This window comes from Paenibacillus sp. FSL L8-0435, from assembly GCF_037965655.1.
GTDB lineage: Bacteria > Bacillota > Bacilli > Paenibacillales > Paenibacillaceae > Paenibacillus.
Map to the genome: position 1 here is coordinate 3551791 of NZ_CP150185.1, position 15339 is coordinate 3567129.

The following is a 15339-nucleotide window of genomic DNA, read 5'->3' on the forward strand; positions in this document are numbered from 1 at the left end:
GGAGATCAACGTACACTTAAGCTACAATCATTTTTGGGAGGTTCAACATGGATGAATGGAATGAACAAGAAACGGTTTTACACGCTCGAAACGTCCACAAATCATATGGTTCAAAAGGTGGTGCCCAACAGGTATTAAAGGGAATAGATTTACGTGTTCTCCGTAAAGAATTTGTAGGAATTATGGGTCCGTCCGGTTCGGGGAAGACAACATTGCTTAACGTACTTGCCACGATTGACCGGACAACAGATGGCACAATCTTAATCGAAGATGAAGATATCTCTACCATGAACAATACGGCTCTTTCTGCATTTCGTCGAAACAAGCTTGGATTCATCTTCCAGGACTATAATCTTCTTGACACATTGACGGTAAAGGAAAATATCCTCTTACCTATATCACTTAGCAAAAAAAGCAAACAGCAGGCAGAAAACGAGTTCACAGCGATTGCCGACGTGTTAGGGATTCAGGAACTTTCGCAAAAATACCCATTCGAAATATCAGGGGGTCAAAAACAACGCACTGCTGCTGGGCGGGCCCTCATACATCAGCCTTCCATCATCTTTGCAGATGAGCCTACTGGTGCACTCGATTCCAAATCCGCTTCATCACTGTTATCAGTAATGGAGGAGGTGAACCGGAAAAGAAAGGTCACGATTATCATGGTTACGCATGATCCAGTCGCATCCAGTTACTGTAATCGTGTGGTGTTCCTAAAAGACGGAAAGATATATTCCGAACTGTACAAGGGAGAGAAATCCAGACAGTCGTTCTTCAAAGAAATCATCGATGTGCAGGCTGTTTTAGGGGGCGACCACATTGACAGTATTTGAATTAGCACTTCGCAGCATGCGGCAAAATGTGAAACATTACTACTTGTATTTCTTCGCGCTGATTTTCAGTATGAGTCTGTTCTTTGTCTTCGCTTCCTTGTTACACGATCAGCAAGTTCAGTCCATGTTGGAATCAAGCGACAAATTTCTAATCGCTTTTCAGTCTGCAGCAATTCTGCTCATTGGGATTATTGTAATCTTTACTATATCATCTAACCAAATTTTTCTACGCCGGCGCAGCCGTGAGATCGGATTATATCAGCTCATCGGTCTATCCAAGGGCTGGGTAGCCCGCTATTTAATCATTGAGAATGTACTACTCGGTTTAGGTGCACTCATCGCTGGAATTATCTGTGGAGCATTGGTATCACGTTTGTTTGTCCTCATTCTAATGAAATTGCTCCGTTTGGATGGGATGCCTGCCATTGACTTTTCGTTACTCGCAGCCTTTGATACGGTAAAAGTCTTTGTTCTCGTCGTTGTTATTACTTCCTTACAAATGATATTCATGATATATCGCAGTACACTGTTACATCTATTTCAAGCAGATCAGCAGCCTGACTTATCCAGCCAGCCTCCAACTATCCTTGCATCTATTCTTACGGCTATTTATGCCGTGCTTGGTATTGTACTTCTTGGCTACGGCTATGAATTATCGGGTCGGATGGTAGATGAACAATTAATCTTAAATGCATTCCTGGTGCTTTTATCTACGATTACAGGAACATATATATTGTTTCGTGTGACGATCAAATGGTGGTTCTCATGGATTCGCAAACGAAAAAATGGTCATCTTGGCTTGTATAATAGTTTGTCACTTGCTCCGCTGATGCACCGGATGAAAGGTAATGCCAACTCGCTCACCTTGATTACAGTGTTGTCTGCTTTAACCATAACTCTGGTTACCATGGCGTATTCTGTGTATTACTCCACCGAGAATACGGTCCGCATGGAGATTCCATATGATTTTTCATTTGAGAATAGGCAGTCGGATGCACAATCGTTCGTAACCGAGCTTGAGCGGGAAGGAATTAACTTCAGCTACCTGTCCATCGAGGCCGTCCGGACTAAGGGTGTTATTCTTAATCCACTTGATGAATCCAGCCATATCGAGGAGAGAAACTTGTTGTGGCTTCCAGCTGAACAGCTTCAAAGGGCAGATAAAAAGCTATCGGTGCCTTCACACGGTGAAGCTGTAGAATACAGTGTATCTGCACAGACTGCATTTGACGACAGTGATTTCTCAAAGCGTTACCCGACGAAAATTGAACTGATATCAGAGGGACAGACAGTTAGTTATCCGTTGAAAGAACTAGTTGTCGAGAATCTTGTGAATTCCGATATATCTGGAAATCAGATTTTGGTGTCTGAAAAAACGTTAAGAGAAATTGAGGATAGCATGTCCAGCACTGCCGATTACGAGAGAGTACACATAGATACCTATCGTATTCCAGACAAAAGTGAGCTTGCTTTAGCTTCCTCCCTTTACCAGAAATATAATCTTGACGAATATTTTACGACCGATTTCTATTCACGATATAGACAGACACTTGAGATTTCCGGATTATTAATTTTTATCGCTGCCTTTCTCGGACTCGCCTTTCTCGCCTCTACCGGCAGCATCCTGTATTTCAAACAAATGACTGAGGCCGAGCAGGAGAAACAGAGCTTCAAGACACTGCGCCAGCTCGGATTTGAAGAGAAGATGATTATGAAGGGCATTGTGCGAAAGCAGATGGTTGTGTTTCTTCTCCCTCTATTGATTGGTGTACTGCATTCAATCTTCGCAGTAAAAGCGGCTTCAATCATCATTATTTCGGACATTACTGCTCCAACAATTATTTCGATAGGAGCGTATGCATCCATCTATTTTCTATTCGCTCTCTTCACACTGGGTTACTATCGGAAAATTGTTAAACATGCGATGTTGTAAGACTATTTTCAGGAGGTGCATGTATGAAGAAAAAATTTATTTTTATATTAATTGTAGTAGTAGTTTGCTCAGGTCTATATGTAACATTCAAACGTGAGTTTGATCAATTCAACCCATTGTATAAGGAGCAATATGTTTATGCTTTAATTAATAAACCAGCCGAGAAGGAAGATAAAAATGAATGGATCCGGTACAGATATAATCTGACCGGTTACACAGCACAAGGGGAGGAAACAAAGGTCACTTTCTCGTCAAGTAAAGAATTGGAACAGGACACATATGTGAAAGTACTTGCCAAGGGAGCCTATACGAAACAATGGACATTAATACAAAAGGAAGAGATGCCAAGTAATTTCTTTCATTGAAAATGGGATTGAATTGGGGGAGTACGACCAGCATCATCTCATAGAAGAAGAGTTACCATTTGGGTTTTGTTAGAATATTTGTATTCGAAGTCGCCTCTTTGGCGACTTTTTACTGTACGTAACTTTTGTTTATATCATTCGAAATTGCTGCACCATCCATAATTTACAATTCAATTAGAAACTTTTTCCTAAATCTAGCGTCTAATACTTTTTGAGGGGTTATACATTACTAGAGAGTAGAAGGAGCCAAAGACAACACATGAATATGAAGAAGAAATTATCCATTTTTACCGCTTTAGCCGTTTTTCAAGCATTTGCAGTCGGTTCTGTGAATGCGCAATCAGCACCGCAAGGTGACTCCGCGTCAGTAAACACGGCCAATGTAGAATCAGTTGAGGTGTTAAAGCAAGAGCAGCCGATTGCAGAGCGTGAAGTGAAGACGGAGAGCAACAACAAATCTACCAATACTCCGCCCACTGAAGCCAAGGACACTCAAACCTCAACCGGCACTGAGGCAACACCTAAAACAGATAGCGAGAAACCTGCATTGGATGTGGGAGAGACCACTGCAAACGAAACGGGTACGAAACCTGTGGCTCAAGAGGAAGCACCTGAGGAGGAAACGCCAGCTACACCTGCTCAAATAGAGCAACCATCCATTGATGGGACGTCTCCTGCAGCAGCAGGTGGAAATCTGACGTTGTACATGAATAGCAACAAAATGGAGCAGGATGGAAAAACGTATCTTGCTGGACAGCCAATGGCTGTAAAAAACGGTGTATCCTATGTTGCAATCCGTGCGCTGGTTGACCGTGTGGGATATGGCGTCAAATATGATAACAAAACCAAGGAAACCATCATTATTAGTGGTGAAGATGAACTCCGATTCAAAACTAACAGCAAGGACTATACGGTAAATGGAGAGACCAGAACGATGAAAGGCCCTGCTTATCAGCAAAAAAGTACATTCATGGTGCCGTTAACTTCCATTACTCAAGCTCTGAACATCACCTATAAAGTGAATCAGTCGGCTAAAACGGTTGTGTTGAATCTTAATACAAAACCTGTTGCAAGCTTTACCATTTCCCAAAAGGAAATTTTTGCGGGTGATCAAGTAGACTACGTGACTTCTTCCAGTTCACCTAATGGAATGGATATCGTTGACGAACGCTGGACTGGTCGCCAGGATTCATTTGATCAAGCAGGTACATATACGATTTCATATCAAGTACAGGATTCCAATGGTCAATGGAGCGATCCCTATTCAACTACGATTGAAGTTTTGGCTCCTAATCTTCCTCCTGTAGCCATGTTCGCCACGGATAAAGAAGAGTATAAAATGGGCGAAAAAATAACATACACAGACCAAAGTACAGATGATGAAAATAATATTGTTAAAGCGGCGTGGGAGAACAATTCACTTGCGTTCTTTGAACCGGGTCCAAAAACGGTGACTCTTACGGTAACTGACAATCACGGTGCTACGAACACGTACTCCAAAGTCATCACCATAACCAATGAGACCTTATATTCATTTACCGATTTTAATTTACTCTTCACGCCGGTAGGACAGAAATTCACCTTTAATGGCGGCGAAGTGACTACGATGGAGAAAGTGCCTTATACGTACATGGATGAGCCAAGTTTGCTGATCCGCAGTAACAGTCCGGAAACTGTGAATACGGAAGGCATTGTATATAAAGAATCATCTTCGGGGCAGACCCGTTTCATGATTCACCACGTGAACAATACAGGCAAAAGAGTAAAAATGTATGTGATTGCAACCAATAACAATCCGAATCCAGCCGTATTTGAACAACAGAATATGGGCTTTGCCGGACCTACACCGTATGCTACCGTAGCTGGGAAATTGTCTATTGATAAATGGTTCAAGTCGATTCAGACTGGAGCGGATCAAAAGAAAGAGTACCTTCAACCTGGGGAAAGCAAACTGATTTTGACAGAACTTAATAAAACGCCGATGAAAGAAGGACAAGTAATCTCTCTCTATTCGGACGCTTATAGTGATTATTCCTTAGACTATAACGTTATCCTGGTGGAAGAAAATAAAGATCCGTTCGAGGCTCTGCCATTGCTACCTGTGCTTGATCGTGACGGAGTGCACAACCGTGGTACGTACCCGAATGCGACTCGCATTATAAAATACGATGAGCACGTGGGAATCAAACCTGCCCGTCTGCCACTTGGTGACAATTCAAGCGATCCCAATCTGGTAGGAACAGATCCAATGGCATACACAGACGCATCCAATGCGGGTAATTTCGGCGTATTGTACAAAATCACGCTGACCAATGTTGCACCGCGTACACTTATCTCCTTTAACCCTCGTGGAGGGAAGTACTCCGGAGTAGCTCTGGTGAACAATCAGTTGGTATCGATTGCCGAAGGTAACGTTGCGGTTGCCAATTCAAGTGAACAAAGCGTGCTTTACCGCACCGGTTCAACTGGAGAGAGCGTAACCATTCTATTCTCTGCCGCACCAGGAAGCAACCTGCCGGTCAATCTGCTCTTTACACCACTCCCATCGGAGAAGTAATGTAGGTTTCTCTTATAACGAATGGTTTGGTGGCACTTTAATCATCGACAAAAAAGACTCCATATGGAGTCTTTTCTTTTCACAACTTATTTCTACTAAGGAGGAATCAAATTCCGATGAATGTAGTCGTCAAGTTGATACGTGAATTCAAAGAGCGAGATAACCGGCGTTTGTTGAAGGATTATCGAGACAAAGTGGAGCTTATCAGGAAACGGAACTTGGAAGTTTGGGATGATCAGCACCTGCAAGCGGAATCTCTTCGGCTGCAAGAAGAAGCAAGATCAGGCAAGCCTTTGGATGATCTGCTTGTTGATGCTTATGCTTTAGTCTGCGAGGCTGCGAAGAGAACACTCGGATTACGCCCTTACGATGTCCAGATTATGGCTGCGATTGCTTTGCACGAAAGATTTTTGATCGAGCAGCATACCGGTGAAGGAAAAACACTCTCTGCTGTTATGCCTGCTTATCTCAACGCATTGACAGGCAAAGGTGTTCATGTGCTTACTTTTAACGACTACCTGGCAAATCGAGATGCAGCGTGGATGGGCCCGATCTTTCGCTTCCTCGGGTTAACGGTAAGCTCGGTTCAAGCGGGCATGAGTCTGTTTGATAAACGGGAAGCTTACGCCAAGGACATAACCTATGTTACGGCTAAAGAAGCAGGGTTTGATTATTTGCGTGACACAATAGCATTCAATGAAGCGGATACCGTACACCGTCCTTTCCATTACGTCATCGTAGACGAAGCAGATTCATTGCTTCTTGATGAAGCACGGGTGCCGTTAGTCATTAGTGGCGATTCGAGTGCTTCCAAGAGTGATGGCGTTCTTTTCGCAGAAGTGGCCCGGCAGCTGCGGCAAGGAGAGCATTACGATTTTGACGAGTTCCAGCGGAACGTTTACTTGAATGAAGCGGGTGCTGCAAAAGCGGAGTTGCTGCTGGGATGCGGCAACTTGTACGATAGCCATAACAGTCATTGGTTAACTTCATTGAATTGTGCGCTGCATGTGGAATCGTTATTAAAAAAAGACGTTGATTACATCGTCCGGGACGGTGGAATCGAGCTAATCGAAGAACACACCGGCCGTGTGGCCGAGAACAGGTATTTGCCGGACGGGTTGCAAGCTGCGCTGATGGCAAAAGAAGGGTTGCAGTGGAAGGCCGGTGGGAGAATTCTCGGTACGATCACGATTCAACATTTCATTAGCCTGTATTCGGGAATTTGCGGAATGACGGCTACGGCGCACGCTTCAGCAATGGAATTTGAGGATATCTATGCGTTACAAGTCGTGCAGATCCCGCCAAACCAGCCAAACATACGGATCGACCACAAACACCGAATTTACACCCATAAAGAAGCCAAATATAAGGCGCTTGTACAAGAAATCTCTTCGGTCCATAGGATGGGACGCCCCATTCTTATTGGTACGTCAAGCGTCGAGGAATCTGATATGCTGGCGAAGGCGCTTGCCGCTGCTGGTGTACCTTGCCAGGTTCTGAATGCCAAAAACGATGCAAAAGAAGCCGAAATCATCGCTAAAGCGGGAGAAATAGGCGCGGTAACGGTATCTACGAATATGGCAGGGCGCGGCGTCGACATTCGTCTCGGCGGTGGTAATCCCGCTCAGGCAGAAGTGGTTGCCAAACTGGGCGGATTATACGTGATAGGTACATATGTGAACGAAAGCATGCGGATTGATGATCAGTTGCGCGGACGTTGCGGACGCCAAGGTGACCCTGGGTCCTCCGTATTTTATATTAGCCTGGAGGACGAGTTGATGCTTCGCTTTGGCATTCATAAACTGTTTCACGCTCCTAGGCAGGACGAGGTTCTTGATGAACCTGCGCTCCGCAGCAAAATCGAGCATATCCAGCGCGTTATTATAGGTCAAAACTTCGATATTCAGCGGGAATTGAACTGTTATTCGGATATGGTGGAGGATCAGAGGCGAATTCTATATGAAGAACGGCTCGGAATTTTGAAAGCTGAGAGACTGATGAGTCCATCGGAGCGGCGAGTACGGCTTTTTTATATCGACGAGTTCTGGGCTGACCATCTCGCATACGTTTCTTACATTCGTGAAAGCATTCATCTCGAGAGCATTACCAGTCGTAACCCAATCGACGAGTTTCATACGCAAATCACCCAAGCATTCGAGCGAATTCCGGCTAAAATAGATCATGAGTCGGCAAATATGCTTAGAAAACTTGGAGGTTCGAATGATCCCGAGAAATGGGAACAGTTCGGTCTGAAGAGTCCTATTTCGACTCGGACCTATATGATCAACGATCAGTACAGCCAAGATAAGCGCAGCTCATGGACCGGAACGACGGTATTTGCTTTTTGGGGCAGTAAGATTTTGAAGCTATTACTGAAGCCAGTATATAGGATGTCAAAATAGTGATGGGAGCGTGACGATCGATGAACAATAATTGTTGAATTCGATTGTGAACTGAGATTTTTTGGGGAGAAGTATAAATACGGCATTTGAAAGTCGCTATTATAGCGGCTTTTTTTTATTTTAGTAGAAAAGTTCTTGTCTCACCTGCTGGGATTAGCTGTTGGAACGAACCCAAGCACACTTCCTTAAAATCTTATAAGAAATTCTTGATATTTCAGAAATTTATCCGATAGGCGGGTGCTATTATACAAATACAAACAAAGACGAGGTGATGAAATGCAAGCAAAATTGGCAGCGGACGCCATTCCCATCTCCAAAAAGCGAAAGACATGGATAAGGACGATACAAAAGCACAAAGTGATGTATGCTCTCTTATTACCAGCTTTAATTTACTTTGCGGTATTCAAATACATTCCTATGGCGGGAATCATGATTGCTTTTAAAAACTACAACCTGGCTTTGGGACTATGGGATAGCCCATGGGTGGGATTCAAAAATTTTACCGATTTTATGAACGGCGTTTATTTCTGGGACATCATGAAAAATACGATTGTTATATCGCTGTATAAGCTATTGTTCGGTTTCTCCGCGCCCATCGTACTTGCTTTACTCCTCAATGAAGTGTATAGCCAATGGTTTAAGAAAATCGTACAGACCATCACTTATTTGCCTCATTTTCTATCATGGGTCATCGTGTATGGAATTATGGTAGCCTTACTAGCCCCTGGCGATGGTCTCTTTAACATGATTTTGAAGGATTTTGGTGTTGAACCCATCTCGTTTCTAACCGAACCTGCCTGGGGCAGAATGTTGATCATCTTATCTGAAGTATGGAAGGATATTGGATGGGGGGCGATTTTGTACCTTGCCGCCTTGGCAGGAATCGATCCAAGCTTGTATGAAGCGGCTCGAATGGATGGTGCATCCAAATGGAGACAGCTCTGGCATATCACGTTACCTGGTATTCGAGGAGTCATTATTCTGATGCTGATTCTTAAATTAAGCCATATCCTGGATGCGGGTTTTGACCAAATATTCATGTTTGCCAACACCTTTAACCAGGAGAAGATCGATATTATCGACACATGGGTATACCGCGAAGGGTTGGAACGTCTTAAGATTGGCTTGGCTACGGCTGTAGGATTGTTTAAAGCTGTCATCGGATTTGCTTTAGTGTTGGCAGCGAATAAGCTCGCCAAAAAATTCGATGGGCAAATCTGGTGAGGTGGTCTTTAGAATGATCCATATGACAATCGGGGAAAAAGTCTGGCAAACCGTCGTTTATGTAGTTCTTATTATATTATCCCTACTGTGCGTGCTGCCCTTTCTATATGTGGTTGCTGTCTCCGTAACACCAGAATCGGAAGTATTAAGAAGAGGGATTGTGATTATACCAGAATCCTTTACCTTTCTGGCCTATAAAGAAGTATTCATCTCGCATGGGATCTGGCAGGCGTATAAAATTACGTTATTTCGAACGATTGTAGGCACTGCGTTAAATGTGTTTTTTACGGTAATCGCGGCCTACCCGTTATCCAAAAAATATTTGCCCGGAAGAAGTCCGTTTTTACTCTTCATTGTGTTTACCATGATGTTCAGTGGGGGATTAATTCCGACTTATTTACTAATCCGCTCTTTGGGATTGTTAAACAGTCCTTGGGTATTGATCATTCCAAATCTCATTAGTGCATTTAATCTGGTGATCATCAAAGGTTTTTTTGAGCAATTACCTGGTGAAATCGAGGAATCAGCGAGGGTAGACGGTGCAAGTGAACTTCAGACGTTATGGCGGATCATTTTACCCCTGTCCTTACCTGTCCTTTCCACCATTTCCTTATTTTACGCAGTCGGGCATTGGAACAGTTATTTTGATGCCATTGTATATATCAATGATTCCAACTACATGCCACTTCAAGTGATTTTGCGCAACATTCTGCTTAACGTTGCAACTCAAAGCGCTGATTCGCTCGCCAATTCCGGGGCTGTCAGTACGTTCGCAGTGCAGATGGCTACAGTTGTTGTAACTACAGTTCCGATATTGATCGTTTATCCATTTTTGCAAAAGCATTTTACCAAAGGTGTACTCCTGGGATCCGTTAAAGGTTAAAAAGTGTTCCAACCTAACTTATTACGGGGAAACCGTGATAATATACAAGCAAAGGAGAGGTCAATATGCAGCGTAAAAAGATTTCATTTGCTATTCTGTCGGCAATCTTAGGACTTGGGACGCTATTGTCAGGATGTGGGGGAAATGAAGAAGTTACATCGACAACTTCGAGTAATTCGCAAGGCCAGTTTGCAACCAAAATGAAAATCTCAATGTTTAACCAAGGCACTTTTAATGCTGCTGCTCCGGTACCTCCACGTGAAGAAGATATTCAACGCCAAATGTTGGAAGAAGAGATGAACATCGACTTGGAGATGATGATTCCTCAGGCTGGTCAAGCAACAACCAAACTGAATACACTCATTGCAGGCGGGGATATTCCAGACTTGATCTTCTTGAAAAGTCGTGCTGATCTCGCGCAATATTACGACCAAGGTGTTCTTGCGGATTTGACACCGTATATGGACCAATTCCCTGAACTACAGAAACGGTTTGGCAACGACTCCTGGGAGGCGATGTCCTATCAAGGAAAAACGATTGGAGTTCCAGGCTATGATAATGTAAACGGTATCAGTCGAAGCTTCTTTATCCGTAACGATTGGCTGAAAAAGTTGAATATGGAGGTACCAACGACACCTGACGAGCTGTTCGAAGTTATGAAAGCCTTTACAGAGAAAGACCCGGACGGGAATGGTAAAAACGATACGTACGGATTCATCGGTGGTATGAATAAAGAAGGTAATCTGCAAACCTACGGCTTTGATAGCTTGATGTGGATGTTTGGCGTCAATCCTCCTTCAGCCGTTGAGATAAAAGATAATGAACCGGTATTTCTGTTTATCGACCCCAAAATGAAAGAGGCGCTTGCTTACATTAATAAAATGATGGCAGCCAAGGTGGTTGACCCGGACTGGGTGACGATGAATTCGCCTGATCTGTTGGACCAAAAGATGTTTAAGGGTAGAGTTGGCTTCATGATCAGAGATGCTCGTAGACTAGAGCCGGATTATCAACAGAAAATGAAAGAAATTAGTGGCGAGGTGCCGGAATGGATCGTTATCCCTCCGATGAAAGGTCCTTACGGGGATCAAATTGTAGAGAGAAAATCGTTCCAGGGCAACTCATGGGCCATATCCGCAAAAGCGGACGAGGATAAAATCATTCGGATCTTGTCCATGCTAAATTATCTTTTTACGGATGAAGAAGCCTATCCGAACTTTGCATACGGTATCAAAGGGATTCATTGGGATGTCGTAGACGGCAAGATCAAAAATAAAACCTCCGAGTTATCGAAGGAAATGAAAGAGAAGTATCTGTGGGTCGATCATTATAGAATGCCACGCCGTGGTGATGATGCGGAGTACTTCAGTTTCCAGAATCCGAAGACGGCGGAAGCTTTCAAGGACAATCAGCAATATGTGGGGCCAACGCTGCCCGGAAATTTATTGACCCCAGACCCTAGCGATACCTTGGATGCTGACCGCACACGTTTCATTAATGAAAGCTTAGTTAAATTTATGACGGGCAAAGAGCCTCTTTCCAACTGGGACAATTTCCTACAGACGCTGGATACCAAGTTTGACATGCAGAAATATAAAGAAACCGCAATCCAGCAATTTAAAGAAGCCGGCCTTATCAAGTAAAAATAAACGAAGAGAGAGTGGCTATTCGTAGCCCCTCTCTTTATTAGCATATGCTATTCTTAGTTTAAAACGGAACTAAAAGGAAGATGATCGATGCGAAGAAGAATCAGCTTGCCTTTAAAATTATTTTTTATCGTGTTTGCCTTTGTATTGGGGTGCATCATCTTGATAAGCCAATTGTCTTATCGCTATGTGCAAAAGGAAATAAGAACCAATGACATTTTTTACACCAATCAAATACTAGACAAGGTAGACCAGTATTTCACTGTTAATTTCTCCTCCTTCCAGACGATTCTCTTCTCAGTTGAAACATCAGTGAAAGCCAACATTAACAATACCGAAGTGATTAAAAAGCAATTAAGGGAGCTGTATGAACTCAACAGTATCTATGTCAGTAATATTTATTTGATCAAAAGCGACTTATCCATTCTGGGTGGAAGTACACCTACTCGAATATTTGATGAACCTTTATCTGAAAGAGCACCTTTATTTGATGCGGCTGACAAGAATAGAAGGACTACCTTTGTTAGTGAACCTTACAAATCGAAGTATTCCGGCTGGACCGTTACGATGGTTCGATATCTGAATGGTACTCCGTTTCCTATGGCCATTGCGGTTGATTTGGATCTAAATGCCATTGAAGAAACCTTGTTCAAGATTAATAAACAGGAACAAATGAATCTGGCTCTGATCACTGCGTCAGGTAAGATCATTGCCGGATTTTCCGAAAATAAAGGACCTATGAATATTCAAGATCATTCTTTTTCAATCGGGGAGACGTCAGCGGAAGAAATTCTGGATACGACAGAAACAAACCTTCAACTGTTTACCAACGACGGTATTCCGGTCTCCCTTTTGAAAAAACCAACGGAGAAATTCAACTGGACCATCATCTCGATCAACGATGAATCACGCTTAAAAGCAGCGTTGTCCAGATTGGAAACCTATTACCTCGAGCTTCTCGCTGCAGGTCTTCTTTTAAGTTTGTTCATTTCTTTTTTGGTTGCAAAATATATAAGAAAACCACTCTATACGCTCAAAACAAAAATGAAGCAGGTGGAACAAGGCATCCTCACAACGACTATAACAATTAATCGAAACGATGAGTTTGGCGATCTTTCACGGGCATTCGATCGTATGCTTCAGCAGATTGTTGAACTTATTCGCCGAGCCGAGCATCATAATGAACTTGAGCGGAAGTTGGAAATCCAGGTGTTACAGTCTCAAATCAATCCACATTTTCTGTATAACACGCTTGGTTCAATCAGCAATGTGATACGTCTCGGACAAATAGAGAAAGTAGATGTGGTGATCGGGTCGCTCATTTCTTTATTGGAGTACGGGGTAGACGATGCTTCTGAGAAGGTTTCCCTACGCCAGGAATTACGCAATGTAGCGGACTATATCGAGATCCAGAACATCCGGTATAACCGAAACTTCCACTTGGTTGAAGATATCGAAGCAGGACTGATGGATTTTCCAGTTTTTCGAATGCTGCTGCAGCCCCTTGTGGAGAATAGTATCTTCCATGGTTACAACGGAGGGGGAATTGAGGGGCCAATTACGATTCATGCGTACAGGGAGGACAGTATTGTTATCATCGAAGTTGTTGATCAAGGCGAGGGAATTCCAGCTGATCAAATAAAGCATATTTTAATCTCAGAACCGAGTGAAGAGGAAGTAAAAAGAAAAAGAATTGGGCTGAATAATATTCATGGTCGAATAAGACTTCACTACGGAGATCAATTCGGACTGCAAATCAATAGCATACCTAAGGAAATAACCCGTATACGCGCTGTATTCCCGGCAGAATTGCCAAAAGGAGATGCATAATGGGGAGAGACTATACCTGCTTCATTGTTGACGATGAAGACCTGATCATTCAACGATTGGAATTGTTTTTTAATGAACTCTCTCATAGGGATAGACGATTTGTTCTAGTGGGCAAAGCGAATAATGGGCTGAATGGGATCGAGGAGATCATAAAACTTAAACCGGATATTGTCATATCCGATATTGTAATGCCGCGAATGGACGGAATCTCCATGATTGAGCAGCTCAAGCCGGAGCTCCCCCATACCCAGTACATACTGCTGACCGCCTATTCATCCTTCGAATACGCTCAGCGAGCGATTCAAGCCAACGTATTGGAGTACATTGTAAAGGTTCCGCTAAGGGAAGCGGATCTGAATCGAGCGTTGGATAAGGCAGCCGGAATTTTAAATGAGTTTGAGAAAAAAGAGGCGGAATTTCACTCGTTAAACGTATCCGTGCTTGAAAATAAATACAGAGTCCGCAAGCAATTTTTTAACGAATTGATCCGAGGGGAGATTCCTTCTCATCGGGCATCGGATTTTGCCAATCGCATGCAGTTTCATTTCTTTCAATCCAACTATTGCTGCTTCATCGTTGAAATGAATACGTATGAAAGTTTCCGAAACGAATACGCGGCCGCAGATCAAAACATCTTGAAGTATGCGATAACAAATATCATCGAAGAAACAGTGATGAATGGTAGTAGTGGGGTAGCTGCGGATCTGTCGGATAATCGTTTTATTGGCTTTTTATCCTGGGAAAATAACCGCAGTGATATGGAAACGGAATATGCTTGCCTATCCTTGGGAGGGCAGATCATCTCTCATTTGCATCAATATTTGAATAAAAGAGTATCTGTCGCTTTTGGAAGTCCGCACCGAGGCTGGGAATCGATCAAACAGGCGTACACGGAAGCAAAAAATGTGAGTGAGGATTTCTATTATCATACCGAGAAAGTTGTAAAAACACCGATGCATCGGTTCCAATACCATAATGACAAAAAAGCAGATTTTCAGCAGAAGCTGGCTGATTTTCTTATACGCCTGAAGAGGAAGATTTCCAAGGAAGAGCTGGACAATGCACTTGCCGATCTGTCGCAATTTGTTACGGACCATAAAATCCACAAGTCCATCGTGGCGCCAATGATTAGAGACTTGTACAGAGACATCACCGTGAAATTTAAATCGGGGAATAAGATGGCCACGGAAGTTCCAGACTTCCCCATGGAATTTATGGCTTTTCAGGAGCAGCTCGCCTATATTGGCGACTTCACATTCGAATACGTGCATGCGGGCCAACTGTTACATCGTGCAGAAATTATGAGTGCAATGCATTATATAGAGACAAACTTGAAACAACGCTTAACGCTGGAAGCAATTGCGGAGGAAGTGAATCTAGCGCCATCATATTTTAGCAGCTTATTCAAAAAAACAATGAACGAAGGCGTGATCAGCTACATTAATCGCAAAAAAATCCATCTCGCCCTCGAGTTGTTAAACGGGCGGGATTATTCTTTATTGGAATTGTGCGAGGAAGTAGGTATCGTCAATGAAGGGTATTTTTGCAAACTGTTTAAAGAATATACGGGGGATACGCCTAAGCAATATCGGATAAAAATGACACGTTAGGAATCCAAATAAGGATGCAAAAAATGTATGATTTTTTCGCGAAATCCTGTAAAAAT

The 15339-nt window shown here is 43.1% G+C and carries 10 protein-coding genes; all 10 read left to right on the forward strand.

What is annotated here, in order from left to right; genetic code table 11:
- Window positions 1-47: 47 nt before the first annotated feature.
- The 10 genes from NST33_RS15445 (at window position 48) to NST33_RS15490 (ending at window position 15283) form a co-directional block, all read left to right on the forward strand.
- The gene (locus NST33_RS15445; RefSeq protein ID WP_221821246.1) at window positions 48-833 is read left to right on the forward strand and encodes an ABC transporter ATP-binding protein; all 786 of its coding nucleotides are present in this window, start codon (window positions 48-50) and stop codon (window positions 831-833) included.
- Window positions 820-2766 (forward strand): FtsX-like permease family protein, encoded by a 1947-nt coding sequence (locus NST33_RS15450; RefSeq protein ID WP_339176712.1) that lies wholly within the window; start codon window positions 820-822, stop codon window positions 2764-2766. The genes NST33_RS15445 and NST33_RS15450 overlap by 14 nt, the downstream gene beginning before the upstream one ends.
- A 23-nt stretch (window positions 2767-2789) precedes the next feature.
- On the forward strand, window positions 2790-3131 hold the full coding sequence (locus NST33_RS15455) for a YxeA family protein (RefSeq protein ID WP_339303888.1): 342 nt from the start codon (window positions 2790-2792) through the stop codon (window positions 3129-3131).
- A 259-nt stretch (window positions 3132-3390) separates the two neighbouring features.
- Entirely contained in the window at window positions 3391-5688 is a 2298-nt protein-coding gene (locus tag NST33_RS15460; RefSeq protein WP_221821251.1) for a stalk domain-containing protein, read from the forward strand.
- 116 nt (window positions 5689-5804) lie between these two features.
- Window positions 5805-8090 carry a DEAD/DEAH box helicase gene (locus NST33_RS15465; protein ID WP_339303891.1) on the forward strand — a complete coding sequence of 762 codons (2286 nt, stop codon included), beginning with the start codon at window positions 5805-5807 and terminating at the stop codon, window positions 8088-8090.
- Window positions 8091-8366: 276 nt separating this feature from the next.
- Window positions 8367-9314, forward strand: a complete 948-nt coding sequence (locus NST33_RS15470; protein ID WP_036671347.1) for an ABC transporter permease subunit — start codon at window positions 8367-8369, stop codon at window positions 9312-9314.
- Window positions 9315-9327: 13 nt separating this feature from the next.
- On the forward strand, window positions 9328-10197 hold the full coding sequence (locus tag NST33_RS15475) for a carbohydrate ABC transporter permease (RefSeq protein ID WP_036615551.1): 870 nt from the start codon (window positions 9328-9330) through the stop codon (window positions 10195-10197).
- Window positions 10198-10262: 65 nt separating this feature from the next.
- Entirely contained in the window at window positions 10263-11840 is a 1578-nt protein-coding gene (locus NST33_RS15480) for an extracellular solute-binding protein (protein ID WP_339303893.1), read from the forward strand.
- A 93-nt stretch (window positions 11841-11933) separates the two neighbouring features.
- Window positions 11934-13673: a histidine kinase gene (locus NST33_RS15485; RefSeq protein ID WP_221821259.1), complete on the forward strand. Its 1740-nt coding sequence runs from the start codon at window positions 11934-11936 to the stop codon at window positions 13671-13673.
- Window positions 13673-15283 carry a response regulator gene (locus tag NST33_RS15490; RefSeq protein WP_339303895.1) on the forward strand — a complete coding sequence of 537 codons (1611 nt, stop codon included), beginning with the start codon at window positions 13673-13675 and terminating at the stop codon, window positions 15281-15283. Before NST33_RS15485 ends, NST33_RS15490 begins: the two co-directional genes overlap by 1 nt.
- Window positions 15284-15339: the final 56 nt, after the last annotated feature.

Bases quoted from the DNA above. Each gene is read 5' to 3' on its own strand.
- NST33_RS15445 (WP_221821246.1), top strand. From the start codon at position 48: ATGGATGAATGGAATGAACAAGAAACGGTTTTACACGCTCGAAACGTC.
- NST33_RS15485 (WP_221821259.1), top strand. From the start codon at position 11,934: ATGCGAAGAAGAATCAGCTTGCCTTTAAAATTATTTTTTATCGTGTTT.
- NST33_RS15490 (WP_339303895.1), top strand. From the start codon at position 13,673: ATGGGGAGAGACTATACCTGCTTCATTGTTGACGATGAAGACCTGATC.
- NST33_RS15465 (WP_339303891.1), top strand. From the start codon at position 5,805: ATGAATGTAGTCGTCAAGTTGATACGTGAATTCAAAGAGCGAGATAAC.
- NST33_RS15455 (WP_339303888.1), top strand. From the start codon at position 2,790: ATGAAGAAAAAATTTATTTTTATATTAATTGTAGTAGTAGTTTGCTCA.
- NST33_RS15460 (WP_221821251.1), top strand. From the start codon at position 3,391: ATGAATATGAAGAAGAAATTATCCATTTTTACCGCTTTAGCCGTTTTT.
- NST33_RS15480 (WP_339303893.1), top strand. From the start codon at position 10,263: ATGCAGCGTAAAAAGATTTCATTTGCTATTCTGTCGGCAATCTTAGGA.
- NST33_RS15475 (WP_036615551.1), top strand. From the start codon at position 9,328: ATGATCCATATGACAATCGGGGAAAAAGTCTGGCAAACCGTCGTTTAT.
- NST33_RS15470 (WP_036671347.1), top strand. From the start codon at position 8,367: ATGCAAGCAAAATTGGCAGCGGACGCCATTCCCATCTCCAAAAAGCGA.